The 17,342-nt window shown below is 64.8% G+C and carries 14 protein-coding genes; 5 read left to right on the top strand and 9 right to left on the bottom strand.

Annotated features, from left to right (window positions below):
* Positions 1-72: 72 nt before the first annotated feature.
* Positions 73-975: a LysR family transcriptional regulator gene (locus FFS37_RS19635; RefSeq protein WP_137932619.1), complete on the top strand. Its 903-nt coding sequence runs from the start codon at positions 73-75 to the stop codon at positions 973-975.
* A gap of 10 nt (positions 976-985) precedes the next feature.
* On the opposite strand, the gene FFS37_RS19630 is transcribed toward FFS37_RS19635, so the two are convergent.
* From FFS37_RS19630 to FFS37_RS19600, 8 genes are all read right to left on the bottom strand, one after another.
* The gene (locus tag FFS37_RS19630) at positions 986-3,013 is read right to left on the bottom strand and encodes a CocE/NonD family hydrolase (RefSeq protein WP_137932618.1); all 2,028 of its coding nucleotides are present in this window, start codon (positions 3,011-3,013) and stop codon (positions 986-988) included.
* Positions 3,014-3,060: 47 nt separating this feature from the next.
* A complete protein-coding gene (locus FFS37_RS19625; RefSeq protein WP_137932617.1) occupies positions 3,061-4,038 on the bottom strand; it encodes an ABC transporter ATP-binding protein in 978 nt (325 codons plus the stop codon).
* A complete protein-coding gene (locus FFS37_RS19620; protein ID WP_137932616.1) occupies positions 4,035-5,015 on the bottom strand; it encodes an ABC transporter ATP-binding protein in 981 nt (326 codons plus the stop codon). The genes FFS37_RS19625 and FFS37_RS19620 overlap by 4 nt, the downstream gene beginning before the upstream one ends.
* Complete coding sequence (locus FFS37_RS19615; protein ID WP_332311485.1) at positions 5,015-5,902, bottom strand: ABC transporter permease; 888 nt, start codon at positions 5,900-5,902, stop codon at positions 5,015-5,017. The genes FFS37_RS19620 and FFS37_RS19615 overlap by 1 nt, the downstream gene beginning before the upstream one ends.
* Positions 5,880-6,827: an ABC transporter permease gene (locus FFS37_RS19610; protein WP_137932614.1), complete on the bottom strand. Its 948-nt coding sequence runs from the start codon at positions 6,825-6,827 to the stop codon at positions 5,880-5,882. The genes FFS37_RS19615 and FFS37_RS19610 overlap by 23 nt, the downstream gene beginning before the upstream one ends.
* A gap of 46 nt (positions 6,828-6,873) precedes the next feature.
* Positions 6,874-8,433 (bottom strand): ABC transporter substrate-binding protein, encoded by a 1,560-nt coding sequence (locus tag FFS37_RS19605; RefSeq protein WP_137932613.1) that lies wholly within the window; start codon positions 8,431-8,433, stop codon positions 6,874-6,876.
* 85 nt (positions 8,434-8,518) lie between these two features.
* On the bottom strand, positions 8,519-8,647 hold the full coding sequence (locus FFS37_RS36470) for a hypothetical protein (protein ID WP_269750912.1): 129 nt from the start codon (positions 8,645-8,647) through the stop codon (positions 8,519-8,521).
* 76 nt (positions 8,648-8,723) lie between these two features.
* A complete protein-coding gene (locus FFS37_RS19600) occupies positions 8,724-9,716 on the bottom strand; it encodes a dipeptidase (RefSeq protein ID WP_137932612.1) in 993 nt (330 codons plus the stop codon).
* A gap of 230 nt (positions 9,717-9,946) precedes the next feature.
* Here FFS37_RS19600 and FFS37_RS19595 point away from each other — a divergent pair, with 230 nt between their 5' ends.
* Positions 9,947-11,953, top strand: a complete 2,007-nt coding sequence (locus FFS37_RS19595) for a prolyl oligopeptidase family serine peptidase (protein WP_171026341.1) — start codon at positions 9,947-9,949, stop codon at positions 11,951-11,953.
* The gene (locus FFS37_RS19590; protein WP_137932610.1) at positions 11,950-13,218 is read left to right on the top strand and encodes an NAD(P)/FAD-dependent oxidoreductase; all 1,269 of its coding nucleotides are present in this window, start codon (positions 11,950-11,952) and stop codon (positions 13,216-13,218) included. The genes FFS37_RS19595 and FFS37_RS19590 overlap by 4 nt, the downstream gene beginning before the upstream one ends.
* A gap of 4 nt (positions 13,219-13,222) precedes the next feature.
* On the opposite strand, the gene FFS37_RS19585 is transcribed toward FFS37_RS19590, so the two are convergent.
* A complete protein-coding gene (locus FFS37_RS19585) occupies positions 13,223-14,116 on the bottom strand; it encodes a LysR family transcriptional regulator (protein ID WP_137932609.1) in 894 nt (297 codons plus the stop codon).
* Between the two features lie 122 nt (positions 14,117-14,238).
* On the opposite strand from FFS37_RS19585, the gene FFS37_RS19580 reads away from it, so the two are divergent.
* Positions 14,239-15,576 carry an aromatic ring-hydroxylating oxygenase subunit alpha gene (locus FFS37_RS19580; RefSeq protein ID WP_171026340.1) on the top strand — a complete coding sequence of 446 codons (1,338 nt, stop codon included), beginning with the start codon at positions 14,239-14,241 and terminating at the stop codon, positions 15,574-15,576.
* A gap of 90 nt (positions 15,577-15,666) precedes the next feature.
* Positions 15,667-17,313, top strand: a complete 1,647-nt coding sequence (locus FFS37_RS19575) for an acetolactate synthase large subunit (RefSeq protein WP_137932607.1) — start codon at positions 15,667-15,669, stop codon at positions 17,311-17,313.
* Positions 17,314-17,342: the final 29 nt, after the last annotated feature.

Below are 17,342 nucleotides of genomic sequence, written 5' to 3'. Positions count from 1 at the left end.
GATCTATGAATCTGATGTAATCGAGGATAAATGCTACTATTGGCAAAACACTAGAAACCAATGGTTTTGAATATGGATCGGCTTGAAAGCATGGCCGTGTTTGTCCGGGCCGTCGATCTCGGCTCTTTCGCCGCGGCGGCCGCAGCGCTCGATCTGTCCGGGCCGATGGTCGGCAAGCATGTGCGGTTCCTCGAGGAGCGGCTCGGCGTGCGGCTCCTCAATCGCACCACGCGTCGCCAGAGCCTGACTGACTTCGGGCGCGCCTACTATGAACGCTGCAGGATCGTGCTGGCCGAGGCCGATGCCGCCGACGCCCTTGCCGCCGATCAGCTGTCGCAGCCAAGGGGAAAATTGCGCGTGACCATGCCGGCGCATTTCGGCCGCCACTGTGTCGCGCCGGTGCTGCTGAAGCTCGCACGGCAATATCCGATGCTGGAACTGGATTTGTCGCTCAGCGACCGCTTCGCCGATCTCGCCGAGGACGGCTTTGACCTCGCCATCCGCACCGGTGATCTGGAGGACAAGGCCGGTCTCATCGTGCGAAGCGTTGCGCGCCAGGACATGGTCGTCTGCGCCGCGCCTGCTTACGTGAAAGTCCATGGGGAGCCACGGCAAGTCGAAGACCTCGCCGATCATCACGCCATCGTCTATCGCCGGCTGGGCCAGATCGTTCAGCCCTGGCTATTTCCCGGGGAGGGCCAGGCGGTGTGCCAGTTCGCTCCCGAGGGGCGCCTTCGGCTCGACGACCTTGACGCGATCGCCGATGCCGCTTCTGACGGCATGGGTATCGCCTGGCTGCCCTGGTGGCTGGTTCGCGAGCGCGTCAAGGCCGGTGCGCTGGTGACGCTCTTGCCGGACCATGCGCGCTATCCCTACGACTGCCACGCGCTGTGGCTGCGGACGCCTCACCTGCCGCTCAAGGTTCGGCTGGCGGTCGATGCGCTGGCTGCCGCCTTGCCGAAAATGATGGCGTGACGCCGCCTTCTCAGTTCAGATCGCGAGGGTATTCCTTGACCTCGGCGCGATCGATGATGACCACGTCACCATCATGCGCGGTCAGATGCGTTTCGATCCGCCAGACATCGTGCAGCGCGCGCACCGTCGCCTTGACCGAAACACGCGTCTGCCAGCCGCCCCGGCCAAAGGATTTCTCCCAGGTGCAGGTGCCGACCGCCGAATTCGGATCGTCGGGGTGGATGGTGAACCGGTCGACATGCCTCGCCGAGAGCACCATTCCGGTATGCGGATGGCGTACCGTGCCTGCGTCGTTGACGACCTGGTAGACGGTCTCGCCGGTGATTTGATCGGTCGAAACCGAGCGCTGGAAGCCATCGCCCTTGGCGAGCACCTCCTGTTCCATGGGCATGGCGCTTTCCGCACCCAGGAAAGCCCCCAGCGTATCGTCCAGTTCCTGCGGCGCGCGCACCGGCAGGATCAGCCGGCTGTCGCCGCAATGGATGGACAGCGTCGCCTGCTCGGCCGTCGGGAAGACGATCGGCCAGTGCGATGTCGCCAGCGCCAGCCGGATGCGCTCGCCGGCTTCGAAACGCTGTCCGCAGCAGCGCAACTTGATACGAACCGTCTCCGGCTTGCCGGGAACCATCGGCTCGATGTCCAGGTCGCCGTTGCGATGGCTGAGGTTGAGGATGCCGTAGCTGACGCGCGAGGCGGCACCTTCGGGAAACACCTGCGACAGTGTGGCGGAGAGAAGGGCGACCGGCTTGTCGGAAGACAGCCTGACCTCGAATTCCGGGAAACCGAGAATCTCGATCGCCTCGGTCAACGGCGCCGTCTCGAAAATAAGCGCGTTGCCTTCTTCGGTCCGCTGGTCGACCGGCAAGGTCGGCATGACGCCATAGCCGCACCAGGCACCGGACGACAGGCCTGCCGTCTGCGGTGAGGAAATGGTGAGCACCACGTTTTCGCCCCCGGTCTCCCTCAGCTCATGCGGCGCAAGGTTCAGCACCTTTTCCCCCACGCCGGGGCCGGGCCAGGAGGGCTCGGCCACCCATTTGCCGGGACGTTCGTCGTAGATCGCCGCCGGCCGCGCCGGATCCTGGATCCAGGCGCGCAGCATCGGCTCGTCGGCAATGCCGGTGTCGATGCCCTTGAGGTATTGATCCCACCAGCGCAGGCATTCCTGCAGGAAACCCATGCGCGGGCCGGGCATGGCGAAGTGCGGGTATTTGTGGCCCCATGGCCCGATCAGGCCCTTGCGCGGTCCGGGCAGCTTTTCCAGCATCCGGAAGATCGGGTTGGGATAGCCGTCGGCCCAGCCGCCGACCGCATAGACCGGGATGTCGACATCGGCGTAATCCTCGCAGATCGAGCCGTGCTTGTAGAAATCGTCGCGGCGCTGGTGCTCGAACCATTCCTGCATCCAGATGCCGTTGCCGTTCAGCCGTTGCTCCCAGAGATCGCGCCAACGGTCGCCGACGATCGCTGGATCGGGCGGCGTCATCGCAATCGCCCAGGCGGTCGTCCCCCACATCAGATTGTCGCACATCATCGCGCCGCCGAGGTAATGGACGTCGTCATTGTAGCGGTCGTCCGTCGAGCACAGCGAGATGACGGCCTTCAGCGCCGGCGGCCGCCGGGCGGCGACCTGCAGCCCGTTGAAGCCGCCCCAGCTGATGCCGATCATGCCGACGCTTCCCGAACACCAGGGTTGCGCCGCCAGCCATTCGATGACGGCAAGGCAGTCGTCCTGCTCCTGCTTGAGATATTCGCCCTTGCACAGCCCCTCGCTGTCGCCCGAGCCGCGCATGTCGACCCGCACGCCCGCATAGCCGTGACCGGCGAAGTAGGGATGGGTCAGCGCATCGCGCTCCACCGTGCCGTCGCGCTTGCGATAGGGCAGGTATTCGAGGATGGCCGGCACCGGATCGCTGTCGGCGTCTTCCGGCAGCCAGACGCGCGCCGCGAGCTTCACGCCATCAGGCATGGGTATCCACAGATTCTCGATCTCGCGCACCTTGCGCGGAAAATCGGTGACAACGCGGATATCTTGCATGGTGGCTCCTCTCGACGCGCCGGCCGCGACAGGGGCCGGTGCGATCCTCAGATGTTCAGCGGGAAATGGCAGGTCAGCCTGGTGTCGCCGACGGTCGCTGGGGCAGGGGCGTCCACGGAGCAGCGCGCCTGTGCCTGTTGGCAGCGTGTGTGGAATTCGCATCCAGTGGGCCGCGCCAGCAGGGACGGCACATCCGCCGGCAGCGTGATGCGTTCGTGCACCTTGTCGGGATCAGGCTCGGGATTGGCCGACAGCAGCGCCGCCGTATAGGGGTGATGCGGCGTCCGGAAGATCGCCTCCGTCTCGCCTTGCTCGACGAAGCGGCCGAGATACATCACCGCCATGCGGTCGGCGATCTGGCGCACGACGTGCAGATTGTGGGTGATGATCAGCATCGACAGGCCCATGCGGTCGCGCAGGTCGTTGAGCAGGTTCAGCACTTCGCCCTGCACCGAAACGTCGAGGCCGGCGGTCGGCTCGTCGGCGACCACCAACACAGGATCGAGCGCGATTGCCCGCGCCACGCCGACGCGGCGTGCCTGGCCGCCGGACAACTGGTGTGGATAGCGGTCGGCGAAGTCGCGCGGCAGGCCGACCAGCGCAAGCAGCCGCGTCACTTCGGCATTGAGATCGCGGCTGGACAGGCCGTGGATGATGAAAGGCTCCGACAGCAGCGACCGCACGCTGAGCCGTGGCGACAGCGAGCCGACGGGATCCTGGAACATCATCGGCATGCGCCGCCGCACCGGCTTCATCCGGGCATCGGAAAGGCCTTGCAATTCCTGCCCCTCGAACAGGATCGTACCCGCCTTGACGGGTTGAAGGCCGTTGAGCGTGCGCGCCAGCGTCGTCTTGCCCGAGCCGGATTCGCCGACGAGTGCGAAAGTCGTGCCGCGCTGCAGGTCGAAGCTGACGCCGGACACCGCCTCGATCTCTGTGGCGCGTCCGGCCAGCCTCGCGGGCAGGCCGCCGACCCGGAACGAGACATGCAGGTCGCGAACGCTGAGCAAGTCCTGCGAGCTCATGCGCTCACTCCCAGCGGAATGTCCGCATGCCAGCAGCGGGCGATATGGGAGCCGCCGATTGAAGCACCGGGTGGCACATCGAGGCATTGCGCATCGGCACGGTCGCAGCGCGGCTGGAAGACGCAGCCGCTTGGCCGCCGACGCAGGTCCGGCAAGGTTCCGGCGATCGTCGGCAACCGCGGCACGCGCCGGGACAGTCGCGCCGGATCGCAGGCGAGCAGCTTTTGCGTATAGGGATGGCGGGCGTCGTGGAAGATTTCGCGGGTGGTGCCGCTCTCCACCACTTCGCCGGCATACATCACGATCATCTCGTCGCAGAGTTCGGCAATGACCCCCAGATGGTGCGAGATGAACAGCACCGAACAGCCGATTTCGCGTTGCAGGTCCTTGAGCAACTCGATCGTGGCCACCTCCAGCGTCGCGTCGAGCGCCGTGGTCGGCTCGTCGGCGATCAGCAGCGCCGGCTCCATCATCAGTGCCATGGCGATGGCGATGCGCTGTTTCATGCCGCCGGAGAATTCGTGCGGAAATTGCGCCAGCCGGCTCTCCGGATCGGGAATGCGCACTTTGCGCAGCATGGCGACCGAGCGCGCGTCCTTGTCGCGCTTCGACAGGCCGGAGCGATACTGGATGTCGCGCATCTGCCGCCCGACGGACAGCACCGGGTTAAGCGCGCCCATCGGATCCTGGAACACGGTGGCGATGCGTTGGCCGCGCAGATTGCGCATCGCGGCTGCGTCGAGCCGCGTGAGGTCCTTGTCGCCTTCGAAGACGATCTCGCCGGCAGAGATCTCGCCATTGTCGGCAAGCAGGCCGAGAATGGCGTTGATGAGCGTGGATTTCCCGCAGCCGGATTCGCCGACCACGCCGACGCTGCGGTTGGCAGGCACCTTGAAGCTGACGTCCTTCAGCGCTTCCAGCCGGCCGCTCTCGGTGTGGAACGCAACGCTCAAATTCTTGACCGCCAGAACCGTCATCACCGCCCCTTCAGCCTGGGATCGAAGAGGTCACGCAAGGTCTCGCCGAAGAAGGTGAAGCCGAGTGTCGTCAGCACGATCGGAAGACCGCCGGCGATCACGATCCAGTAGGAATCGCGGATGTTGGCGAAGCCGTCATTGAGGATCGCGCCCCAGCTGGGCGTGGGCGGACGCACGCCCAGCCCGAGGAAGCTCATGCCCGCCTCGATCGCCACCACGACGGGAATGTCCATCGACACCAGGATCAGGATCGGACCGATGATGTTGGGCAGGATATGGACGCGCAGGATGCGGCCGGCGCTTGCACCCATGGAGCGCGCCGCCATGACGTGTTCGGCGGATTTCAACACCAGCGTCTGCGTCCGGATGATGCGCGCATAGCCTGGCACGTTGACCAGCATCACCACGACAACCACCGCATAGAGCGAAGGGCCGAAAAGGGTGACAAGGGTCAGCGCCAGCATGACGGTCGGAAAGCTCTTCACGGCGTCGAAGACGAGCAGCAAAATGTTGTCGAGCCAGCGCGGCCCATAGCCGGCGATCAGCCCCAGCACGACGCCGACGATCAGCGACACAAGGGTCGAACCGAGCGCGATCATCAAGGCCACGCGTCCGCCGTAGAGTACGCGGGTGAAAAGATCGCGGCCGAGATGGTCGGTGCCGAGCACATGCAGGAGGCTCGGCGAGGCGAAGCGCTCGGTCGGCGAAATCTTGCTCGGTGCGTAACTGGTCAACACGCCGGCGAAGATCGCCGACAGCACCACCACCGCCACGAGCGTCAGGCCGATGGCGCCGAGCGGTTCGCGCATGATGCGCCGGACCGTGCGCCACGCGCCGCCGAGGCGACTGCTCCGGAAGGACAGCTCAGTTGAAGCTTGATCTGACACGGGGATCCAGGAGGCCGACCAGTATGTCGGCGGCTACGTTGACGAGGACGAAGAAGACGGTGGTGACCAGCACGGCGCCGGATACGATCGGGTAGTTGCGCACCGAAATCGCCTCGTAGACCAGCTTGCCGATGCCGGGACGGGCGAAGACGATTTCGGCGAAGACCGAGGACGACAGCATGTGGCCGATGCCGACGCCGAGCAGGGTGATCGTCGGCAGCACGGCGATGCGCAGCGCGTAGGTGTAGATGATGCGATGCTCGGGCAGGCCGAAGGCGCGCGCGGTGCGGATGTGGCTCGCCTCAAGCGTCTCCAGCATCGAGGCGCGCACCATGCGCGAGATGTAGCCGATCCAGCCAAGGCCGACCGCCAGCGACGGCAAGATGAGATGCTGAAGCTGGCTGGCGATGTTTCCGGGCTCGCCGGCGCCGATCGCGGGCAACCATTGCAGGGCCACGGCGAAGACCAGCAGCGAATAGATGGCGACGACGAAGGACGGCACCGCGATCATCGCCACCGACAGAACGCCGATCACCTGGTCGACGAAGCCGCCGCGCCGCACCGCCGCGATGCAGCCAAGCGGGATGCCGAGCGCCACCGACCAGACGATGCCGCCGACAATGAGCGCCAGCGTGAACGGCAATTGCTCCATCACCACGTTCAACACCGGCCGGTTGGACAGGACCTCCGTGCCGAGGTCGCCATGCAGGGCCGATCCGTAGAAGTTCGTGAATTGACGCCAGACTGGCTGATCCAGCCCCATGCGCTCGCGCAGCGCCTCCTTCATCTCCGGCGTCGCGCGCGGCCCCAGCGCCACGGAGGCGGGGTCGCCAGGGATGAGGTAGACCATGGCGAACATCATCATCAGCGCGAAGCTGATGATGATGGCGCCTAGCCACAGACGCTTGATTGCGTAGCGGATCATTTCAATACCTGCCGAAAGGGCGGGGCTGGCACCCCGCGGGCAGAAATCATGCCGGTTTGAAGTCGGTGAACACGGGTTCCCCGTTCGGCTTCAGCCCGGCCGCGACGGAGTCGCGATACATGACGCCGGTCACCTCATGGGTCAGGAAGACATAGTTGCCGTTTTCCTCCATGAGGTCCTGCAGCTTCTTGTAGATGACGTCGCGCTTGGCCGGGTCGAGCTCGACCATACCTTCGGCATTGAGCTTGTCGAATTCCTCGCTGGAAAAGCGCTCCCAGTTCCAGACGCCGATCTGGTCGCGCGTGAACCAGGCGGTTGCCCAGCTCGGATCAGGCTGCATGGAGAAGCGGCTGATGATCATCTGCAGCTTGTTCCAGTAGTCGCCTTCCTTGGCGCCGAGCGTCCAGAACGTGCCGCTGTCGTTCTGCTTGATCTCGACGTTCAAGCCGACATCCTGCAGGTTCGACTGCACCACCTGCGCGGCGGTGAGGCGCTCCGTCTTGTTGAGGATGTCGAGCGTGATCGTGGCGCCGGCGACGCCTTCCTTGGCGAGCATGTCGCGGGCGCGGTCCGGGTCGAAGTCGTAGAGGTTTTTCTCGCGGTGGCCCGGCAGGCCGGGCGCGATGATGCCGGTGGCCGTGGCGGCGGCTCCGAAATAGGCGGCGTCGACCACGGCCTTGCGATCCACGGCGTACTGAACCGCGCGGCGCACGTTCGGATTGTTGAAGGGCGCGACATCCTGGTTCATGCCGAGCCAGACAAAGGCCAGCGACGGCTTCTCCACCACCTTGGTCTTGGGTGGCGGCGTCTGCTTCAGCCGCGAGATCGAGGAGACCGCGGTCCAGGTGTAGTCGAGGTCGCCGGCCTCATAGCCGAGTTCGCCGGTCTTCTCGTCCTCGATCGGGTGGATGTGGATTTCGGCGAAGCCGCCCGGCTCGTATTTCCAGTCGGGATTGCGCACCAGCACGGTGCGCTGCTTCGGCAGCCATTCCTTCAGGATATAGGGACCGGACTGCGCGACCGGCTTGACGCCAAGCTTGCCGCCGAGTTCCGTGATGGCCTTCTTCGACAGGATGGTACCGGACGGCGTCGGCAAGGTCGATGTCCACAGCGGCGCGAAGGCCTGCTTGAGATGGATGATGCCCGACAGCTTGTCCTTGACCTCGACCTCCTTGAGCGTCGCCCAGTCACCGGCATAGGGGCTCTTGTTGGCGGGGTCGGCGATGCGCTCTATGGAGAACTTGACGTCCTCCGCCGTCATCTGGCCGTAACCGTCGGTGAAGCCGATATTGTCGCGCAGCTTGAAGGCCACGGTCAGCGGATCGAGCTGCGTGATCGTTTCCGCCGCCATCGGCCGCCAGCCCCAGCTGTCGCCGGGCGTGGTGACGACGAGGCCGGCGAAGATCACGCTGGTGATGTCGCCTTCGGGAGCGGCCAGCCGGAAGCAGGGATCCAGTGTCTGGATGTCGGCGTAGGAACGCACTTTCAGGATTGGTCCGTCGGCCGACCAGGAGATCTTTGGATTGACCATGGAGGCAAGACCGAAGGCTCCGGCTCCAGCCAGCAGGCTGCGCCGCGAAACCCTGGTGTCGGTTAAAATGGACATGCTCTACCCCTCAGCTGTTTTCGTTGCCGGCTTTGAATGGCTGGCCTTTTCAGACCGTGCCGAATTTATCGGTCGGCTAAAACTGCTAGGTATAGACATACATGTCTAGCGAAAATTTTGCTGGCAGGGCCGAATCTTGAACACGGTCGCTCTTGCAGAAAAAACGCAGATCCGACTCGCCCTTGCCGATGCCCGGCAGGCGTGCCGAAATCATTGCCAGCCCCTGTGCCGGGCTGGCCCGTCATTCGTCGCGGGGTGGATCAACTGTGCAAGAGCCGGCTGTCTTCCCGCTAGCTCCAGATTTCGGCGGCCAGCCGCATGAAATTGCCGCCCATGATATCGCGCACCGCGCCCTCGGATTGGCCCCGACGCAACAGCACCTCGGCCAGTTCGCGCATCTGGCCGGGGGCCGAGTAGGTGGTCGCGCCCTCCGGATATTCGTTCTTCGGCCAGAATTGCGGGTTGTCGGAGATGATGCGGTCGATGCCCTTGACGTCGACGGGAAAGGCATAGTCCAGGCCGATGCCGACATGGCGCGGGCCGATCAGGTCGACAAGATAGTCGATGTGATCGGCCAGCCTTTCGGAGTCCGTCCGGTTTTCGCCCAGGAACCTGTTCAGCCCGACAATGGCGACAATGCCGCCGGTGCGCGCGCAAGCCTTGATCTGGTCGTCGGTGATATTGCGGCCGTGGCCGCACAGCGCCTTGGGATTGGAATGCGAGAAGATCACCGGCCGGTTGGAATACTCCATCACTTCCATCGATGTGCGGTAGCCGGTGTGGGTGACGTCGACGAACATGCCGAGGCGGTTCATCTCGTCGATGACTTCGCGGCCGAAATTCGTCAGGCCGGTCTCGACGTCATGGCAGCCGCCGCCGGCCAGGTTGTTCCTGTTGTAGGCGAACAGGATCTGGCGCACGCCGAGCTGGTGATAGAACTCCACCATCTCGATGCGGCCGTCGAGCGCGTTCATGCCCTCGATGTCGAAGGTGATCGCCAGTTTGCCTTCGGTCTTGGCCTTGCGGATTTCAGCAACGGAAGAGACCAGCGTGTAGTGCTGGGGATTGGAAAGGATCCAGTGGCGGAAGTTTGCGAGCGTCCGCACCGTCTGCTCCCAGGGCAGCAGATCGAAGCCGACGTCGATCGAAAGGTAATCGATGCCCGCGTCCCGCCAGATCTGCAGATTGTTCAGGTCCGCCGCCGGGTCGGGCATGAAGCCGGAATGCGCGTCCCATATGATTTCGCTGTCGAAAATGGCCCGGGCGGTATTTGAAACGTCCACTTTTTCCTCGCTCTCTCGGCAATGCCAGCGCCACGAATGCCGGATCAAAGGGGCGTTCCGGACGCTTGAACCAGATGCAGTGCGTATCAACTATCAGGCCACAGACACATGTGTCTAGACAGCTCCGATTGAGCCTGTATGGTCGCCGTCGCCGCTATCGGGACGTGGTGGCGCGGCTCCGTTCGAGAGATGCGCGGCGGATCCGGAACGCTTATTGCGGGGAGTGTCCGATGCAACGGGATTTTCGCTCGTCGACGGAATTCGAAGCCGTTCACGGGTTCTACGGCGCTCTTCTGGGTGCCCCGGGCCACGTCTTCGCCGCTCGCTCCCTCTGTGGCCACCACAGCGCAAGTCACCTCTATTTCATGGGTCAGAGTTTTGAAGGACCGATCGAGGCCGGACCCGCTGTAAGGCTATACCGGGTCGAGCGCAGTGGCGGTGCACCCGAGCGGCTGAGCGAAAGGGAAGCGCGCCAGATCCGCCTGTCTCCAGACGGCAAATTGCTGGCATTCGCCCGCCAGGGCGACGATCCTGCGGCAGACGTGATAGAGATACGGTCTGACGGCGCCGTCGTCGCCAGCGCCGCCTTGAGCGGACGCATCGAACAGCTCGACTGGTCTCCCGATGGCAGGAAACTTCTCCTGGTGGTTGCCGGCACCGCCGCCGATCTCGCCGGCATCCATGGTGGCTATGCTCAGAAACAGAGCCCCGAAGCGGCTGTCTGGCTGCCTGAAGTGCGGCTGGGCGAGGGCGACGATCTGTGGCGCCGCCTATGGGTCTGGAACCTCGAAGGCGCCGTGCGGGCGCTGACGGCGCCGCCCCTGAATGTCTGGGAAGCGAGCTGGTCCGGCAATGACGGCATCGCCGCATTGGTCAGCGACGATCACAGCGAGGGCAGTTGGTATCGGGCGCGGCTTGCGCTGGTCGATGCTGCCTCGGGCGCCGCGCGAACCATCCATACGCCCGCCGACCAGATCGGCTGCGTGCGGGGCAGCTCCGGGGGAGACGAGGTCGCCTTCATCCAGGCGTTCTGCAGCGATCGGGGCCTGGTCGCCGGCCTTCTTTCGATCCTCGACCTGAAGACCGGCGGGGTCACGACCGCCGAGACCTTGGGCGTCGATGTCACATCGATCGAATGGCGCACGTCAACGACGGTCCATTTCGCCGGCGCACGTGGGCCCGAAACGGTGACCGGCGATTTCACGGTCGGCGCCGCGACCGCGACGCAACATTGGGCATCGCGCGAATTGACCCACGGCGAGTGGGTGCCTGCTTCCCACCCGATCGGAGACAAGGGGTCGCTGTTTATCGCCGAATCCTGGTCGCGCGCGCCGTTCCTGGCTGAAGAAACGGACGGCAGAGTCGTTGAAGTGGCTTCGCTGGCGGCGCCCAGTGCCGCCGGCGTGATGGCGCGATGCGGCACTGTCGAAGCCTTCGAATGGACGGCGCCTGACGGGCTGAACATCCAGGGCTGGCTGGTGCGCCCCTCCGGCGCGACCGCCCCTACGCCGCTGCTGGTCGACGTGCATGGCGGGCCGGTCTCGGCGCATCGCAACCGCTGGCTTGGCCGCTCGCGCGCCGGCGCCATTCTTGCCAGCCGTGGCTGGACGGTCCTGTTCCCGAATCCGCGCGGCAGCACGGGGCGGGGCGACGGTTTCGCCCGCGCGGTCAAGGACGATATGGGCGGCGCCGACGCGCAGGACATCATCAGCGGGGTTGATGCCCTGATCGGGCAAGGCATCGTCGATGCCGCGCGCGTTGCGGTCACCGGCACCAGCTATGGCGGTTTCATGTCTGCCTGGCTGCCCTCGCAGACTGATCGCTTTGCCGTTGCGGTGCCGATCTCTCCGGTCGGCGACTGGTACAGCCAGCATCGCACGTCGCAAATTCCCGAATTCGACGAGATCATGCTGGCGACATCGCCGTGGCAGTCCGGCGGCGACTATTTTTCGCGCAGCCCGGCCTTCCACAAGCAGAAGAAGGTCGTACCTTCGTTGATCATGGCTGGCGCCATCGACAAGAGCACGCCGCCGGGGCAGGCGGAAGAATGCCATTTCGCGGCCCTGAGGTCCGGAGCGCCAAGCGCCCTCGTGGTCTATCCGAATGCCGGCCACAGCCTGCGCGGCTACCCCGAATACATCGACAGTGCCGCGCGCATTCTGTGGTGGCTGGACAGATACATCGCCAAGGTCGGCGGGGCAGGGCCGTCGCAGAAAAAGGGAGAACAGCAAAGATGAGTGCAAACGGCAACCACGGTGGAGATAACCGGCATATCGCAGTGATCGGCGGCGGCATCATCGGCTGCAGCGCGGCTCTGCATCTGCTGCGGTCCGGCGTGCGCCAGGTGACGGTCATCGATGCGGGCCAGCCGGGCGCGGCGACCACCGGCGCCGGCGCGGGTTTCGTCTCCCACTGGTCCGCCGGCATGATCCCGCTTGGCGAGGAAGGGTTCCAGCTGCAGCAATACGGCCTCGATTTCTATCGCCGGCTGCACGAGGTCGGCGTCGAGATAGGCTACCGGCCGAACGGCACCCTGATCATGGCGCTGACCGAGGACGGGCGCGAGCGCTTCGTGCGCCCGGTCTTGGAATCTCCCTACGCGCCGCCGGAAATGCAGGATCTGAACGCTGCCCAGATCGGGCACAGGATGCAGGGTCTCATCGATCCGGCGCGCGTCCACTCGGCGGCCTACAATCCGCACGGCATCCAGGTCGACACCTCGCTGGCGATGAAGGTGCTGACAGGCCAGATCGGCGAGCTCGGCGGCGTCTTCCGAAACGGGACGCGCGTCACTGCCGTCCATGATGCGGGCGGCCGGGTGACGATCGAAACCGACAGCGGCCGCATCGAGGCCGATGGCGCTATCGCCGCCGCCGGTGCCTGGAACAACCAGGTGATTTCAAGTCTCGGCTGGCGGCTGCCGCTGCTGCGGGTGGTGGCGACACGCATCGTCACCGATGACAGAGGATTGCCGTCCACGATCCCGACGGTCCAGTGCCGCGAGTTGCGGCTGTGGCTGCGCGAGACCTTCGGCGCTGTCATGTGGGGCACGGGCAGGCACTACAAGCCCCTGTACAAAACCGGCGACAGCGAGATCGAGCCGGGCCAGCCGCACAATGTCGATCTGATGCGGGAGACGTTCGACGAGGAACTGGCAGAGTTGCAGGCCATCTTCCCGCCGCTGCGCGGCTCGAAACTCGAGAGCTGGGCGCAAGGCGTGCCGTGCTACACGCCCGACAATGGCCTTGTCGTCGGCAAGGTGCCCGGCAGCGACAATGTCGTCGTCGCCGGCGGCGACAATGAGAGCGGCGTCACCCATGGTCCGGGCCTCGGCCGGCTGGCGTCGGAACTCGTGCTCGGACAGCAGCCGTTCGTTGCTCCGGCGCGATTCCGTGTCGACCGCTACGCATCCGATGCCTTCGGATCGGAAGCCGAGGTCGAGGCCGCCATGCCGGCTTGGGGTGCCCGTCACGACGCGTCCCGGTTTGGGCGCGAAGCCTGATCTTTCAGGTGGCGCCGACGCTGCCGAACAGCGCCTGCGCCACCGTCCTGACGGTCGGGCCGGCATTCCTTCTCGTCACCACGTGGAAGGAGCCGGCGTGGCGGCGTGAGGCCCTGGTCAGCCGCACGAGCTGGCCGCGCCGCAGCTGTTCGTCGGCGAAGCCCGCCCAGGCAAGGGCCGCGCCGCGCCCGGCGATGGTCTCGTGTATCATCGACATATAGCTGGTGAACCGCGGGCCCTCGAGTTTCCGGCCGGTTCCGATCCAGGATTGCCAGCTGTCGATCGCTCCCGGCGGCGTCGCCTGATGCAGCAGCGGCACGCCGAGAAAAGCCTCGGGCACTTCCGTCGCAAGCGCAGGATAGCGCGCCAGGAAGGCCGGCGCGCAGACCGGGAACCACTCGCCGTCGAACAGCTTTTCGGCAACGAGACCAGGCCATTGTTCGGCTTCGCCGAAGCGGATCGACAGGGCCACCTCCGGCTGGTCGAAATCCCTGTAGTCGTTCGACGTCTGCAGCAGCACCCGGCCATTTGCGACGAGCGAGGTGACGAGGCTGAAGCGCGGCATCAGCCATGCCTGCGCGAGATCATGGCTGCAGCCGATGACGAACGTATCGCTGTCGCGCTCGGTCAGTTCCTCGACCGCCTGGCGGATCGTCGTCAGCCCGTCGCGGATCGCTCCCGCCAGCGCCGTGCCGGCCCCGGTTATGGCGACTCGGTTGCCCTTGCGGACAAAAAGCGCGACCGACAATTGCCGCTCGAGATTGGCGACATGCCGGCTGACCGCCGATTGCGCGATGTTGAGTTCCTGGGCGGCAGGCGTCAGTCCGCCATGCCGCGCGGCGGCCTCGAAGACGACCATGGCATTGAGAAGCGGTAGCGATGTCTTGAGCGTCTTCATGGTGAGCCTTCATGCTTTTTCGATATGAAGGTCTATCATTTCTGTATTTGCCGCAAGCGTTTCCGCATCGCAAACTCTATCGAAACATCATCCTAGCGCCAGCGTGCAGAAAGGTGTCCGCCGTGCAGGCCTACACACCGAACAGCCAGCCAATCGACACGAACGGGATCGTCCGCCTGATAGACCGCCAGCGTCAGGACTGGTCGCTCGACCAGGCATTCTATGCCGACCCGGCGATCTTCGCGCTGGAGCGGGAGCTGTGGTTTCCACGCCAATGGGTGCTCGTCGCCCATGCCAGCGAGGTGCCTGAGAAGGGGCGCTACATCGTGCGTCAACTGTTCGACGAGGAGATCATCGTCGTGCGTTTCGGCGACGGCGAAGAGGATATCGCCGCCTACTACAATGTCTGCACCCATCGCGGTTCGCGACTCTGCACCAAGGATGGGCGCGGCAAGCTTCTGGTCTGCCCCTATCACGCCTGGTCGTTCAGACTGACGGGCGAGTTGCAGTCGCGTCAGGATCTTCCGCCAAGCGTCGATCCAGAGGCGTTGGGGCTGCACCGCGTGCCTTCGAAATGTTTCGGCGGGCTGGTGCTCTGCGGCCTCGATGCCAAGTCCTTGCCCGACATCCAGCCGGTCGCGGACGGGCTGACCAGCGGATTGCTGGAGAACGGTCTCGACCGCGCGCGCATCGTTGCGCGCAAGAATTACCTGACCAAGGCGAATTGGAAGCTGGTGCTCGAGAACTTCCTCGAATGCTACCACTGCCGGCCGGCGCATCCCGAATATTATCGGGTCAACGGCCACGTGAAAGTCACCGCGACCCGTGACGCCGACAAGGCGGTCGAGTGGAAGGAAGAGATCGAGGCTTGGCACAGCGTCATCGGCGATGCCGAATTCCACAAGGGCGCGTGGCAGCCCGGCGACCTCGACACCATGCCGTTCGCCATGCACCGCAAGCCGATCGGCTCGGGCCGCAAAACCCTGTCCGACACCGGTGAGGCGGTCTCCTGCCTGATGGGCGGCCGCAACGCCTATGATGGCGGCGAAAGCGGCTTCCGCATAGGCAGGCTGTCCTTTGCCAGTGCCGCCAACGACTATGTCACCCTCTTCCAGATGATACCGCGCAACGCGATGGAAACCGATGTCGTCCTGACCTGGCTTGTCGACAAGGACGCCGATCGGGATGTCGATGCCGACGCCGTCAGCTGGATGTGGGACGTCACCACCGTGCAGGACAAGAAGATCACCGAGGACAATGCCGACGGCATCATGTCGCGCGCCTATCGGCCCGGCCCCTATACGCCGCTTGAAAGCCAGACCTCGTTCTTCGTGCAGACCTATCTGTCGGAACTGCGTTCGCTGATCACCGGCACGCGCGGCGCGCCGGCCAGCCAATGGTCCGCGCCGTCGCAGCTCTTCGCTTCGCCCAAGGCAGCGGGCTGCAACACGCGGCTTTGACCCGAGGTCGAAGACTGCCTCTTTGAGGCGTCGCATTCCAGTGCCATATGAAGGTGGCTGACGGAATGGACGCATTGCAGGAGACGGTTGATGACCAAAGGTTCGGATCTGTTCGTGGCGGCCCTGGAGAATGAAGGGGTCGACCGGATATTCGGTATCCCGGGCGAGGAAAATCTGGACATCGTCGAATCGATCCGCCGTTCGTCGATCCAGCTGATCCTCACCCGTCACGAACAGGCGGCGGCTTTCATGGCCGCCACCTATGGCAGGCTCACCGGCAAGCCGGGCGTGTGCATCACCACGCTCGGGCCCGGCGCGCTCAATCTGACGACAGGTGCCGCCTATGCGCTGCTCGGCGCCATGCCGATGATCATGCTCACCGGCCAGAAGGGCATATTGTCATCGCGGCAGGCGCGCTTCCAGATCGTCGACATCGTTGCGGCGATGAAGCCGCTGACCAAGCTGTCGCGCCAGATCGTCTCGCCCCGGATGATCCCTTCGCTGGTGCGCGAAGCCTTCCGCGTCGCGCAGGAGGAGCGCCCGGGTCCCGTGCATCTGGAACTGCCGGAAGATATCGCCGCGGCGGAGTGCGAACCGGTCGCTCTGGTGCCGACGCATCCGGTCGACCTGCCGATCGCCGGTGCGGACGCGCTCGACCGCGCCGCCCGCATGGTCATGGAGGCCAAGCGCCCGCTGCTGATGTTCGGCGCGGCTGCGTCGCGCCCGCGCGTGACGCCCGACATCGCCCAGTTCGTGCTGCGCACGCAGATCCCTTATTTCACCACGCAGATGGGCAAGGGCACCGTGCCCGGCGGCACCGAACTCTATATGGGCACGGCAGCCCTTTCGGAACGCGACTATGTGCATGAGGCGATAGAGCAGGCCGACCTGATCATCACGATAGGCCATGACACGGTCGAGAAGCCGCCCTTCATCATGGGGCCTGAGGGACCGAAGGTCATCCATGTCGGCTACCACTCCGCTGACGTGGAGCAGGTCTATTTTCCGCAGGCCGAGATCGTCGGTGACCTTGGCCCATCGCTGGCGCTGCTGGCCGACCGCGTCGAGGGCAGGATTCCCAATGCGCAGACCCTGCTGCCACTTCGCGAAGGCATATTGAGCCGCATCGCGGCGCGGGCCACCGAGGATCGCTTCACCCCGCAGCGCATCGTGCACGACGTGCGTGCCGTGATGCCGGCCGACGGCATCCTGGCGCTCGACAACGGCATGTACAAGATCTGGTTCGCGCGCAACTACCGCACGCGCATGGCAAACACGCTGCTGCTCGACAATGCGCTGGCCACCATGGGCGCCGGCCTGCCGTCGGCGATGATGGCGGCGCTGCTCTATCCCCAGCGCCGCGTGATGGCCATCTGCGGCGATGGCGGATTCATGATGAACAGCCAGGAACTGGAGACCGCCGTCAGGCTCAAGCTCAACCTCGTCGTGCTTCTTCTCGAAGACCACGCCTATGGCATGATCCGCTGGAAGCAGGCGGTCGACGAGTTTCCGGATTTCGGCATGACCTTCGGCAATCCGGATTTCGTCAGATATGCCGAGGCTTATGGCGCCAGGGGAACCAGGGTCCGGGAGATCGGCGAATTGCGGCCGGCACTGGAACAGGCCTTCGCCGATGGCGGCGTGCATCTCGTGGTGGTGCCCATCGACTATTCAGAGAACACCCGGGTGCTCGTCGATGAATTGCGCGAACGGTTGCCGGCGCCAAAGGCGACCTGACGGCGGCGAAACCGCCGTCAGGATTGGTT

It is taken from the genome of Mesorhizobium comanense (genome assembly GCF_005503535.1).
GTDB lineage: Bacteria > Pseudomonadota > Alphaproteobacteria > Rhizobiales > Rhizobiaceae > Mesorhizobium > Mesorhizobium comanense.
The sequence above is the reverse complement of the archived record's forward strand: the minus strand, read 5'-3'. Positions and strand labels throughout refer to the sequence as shown.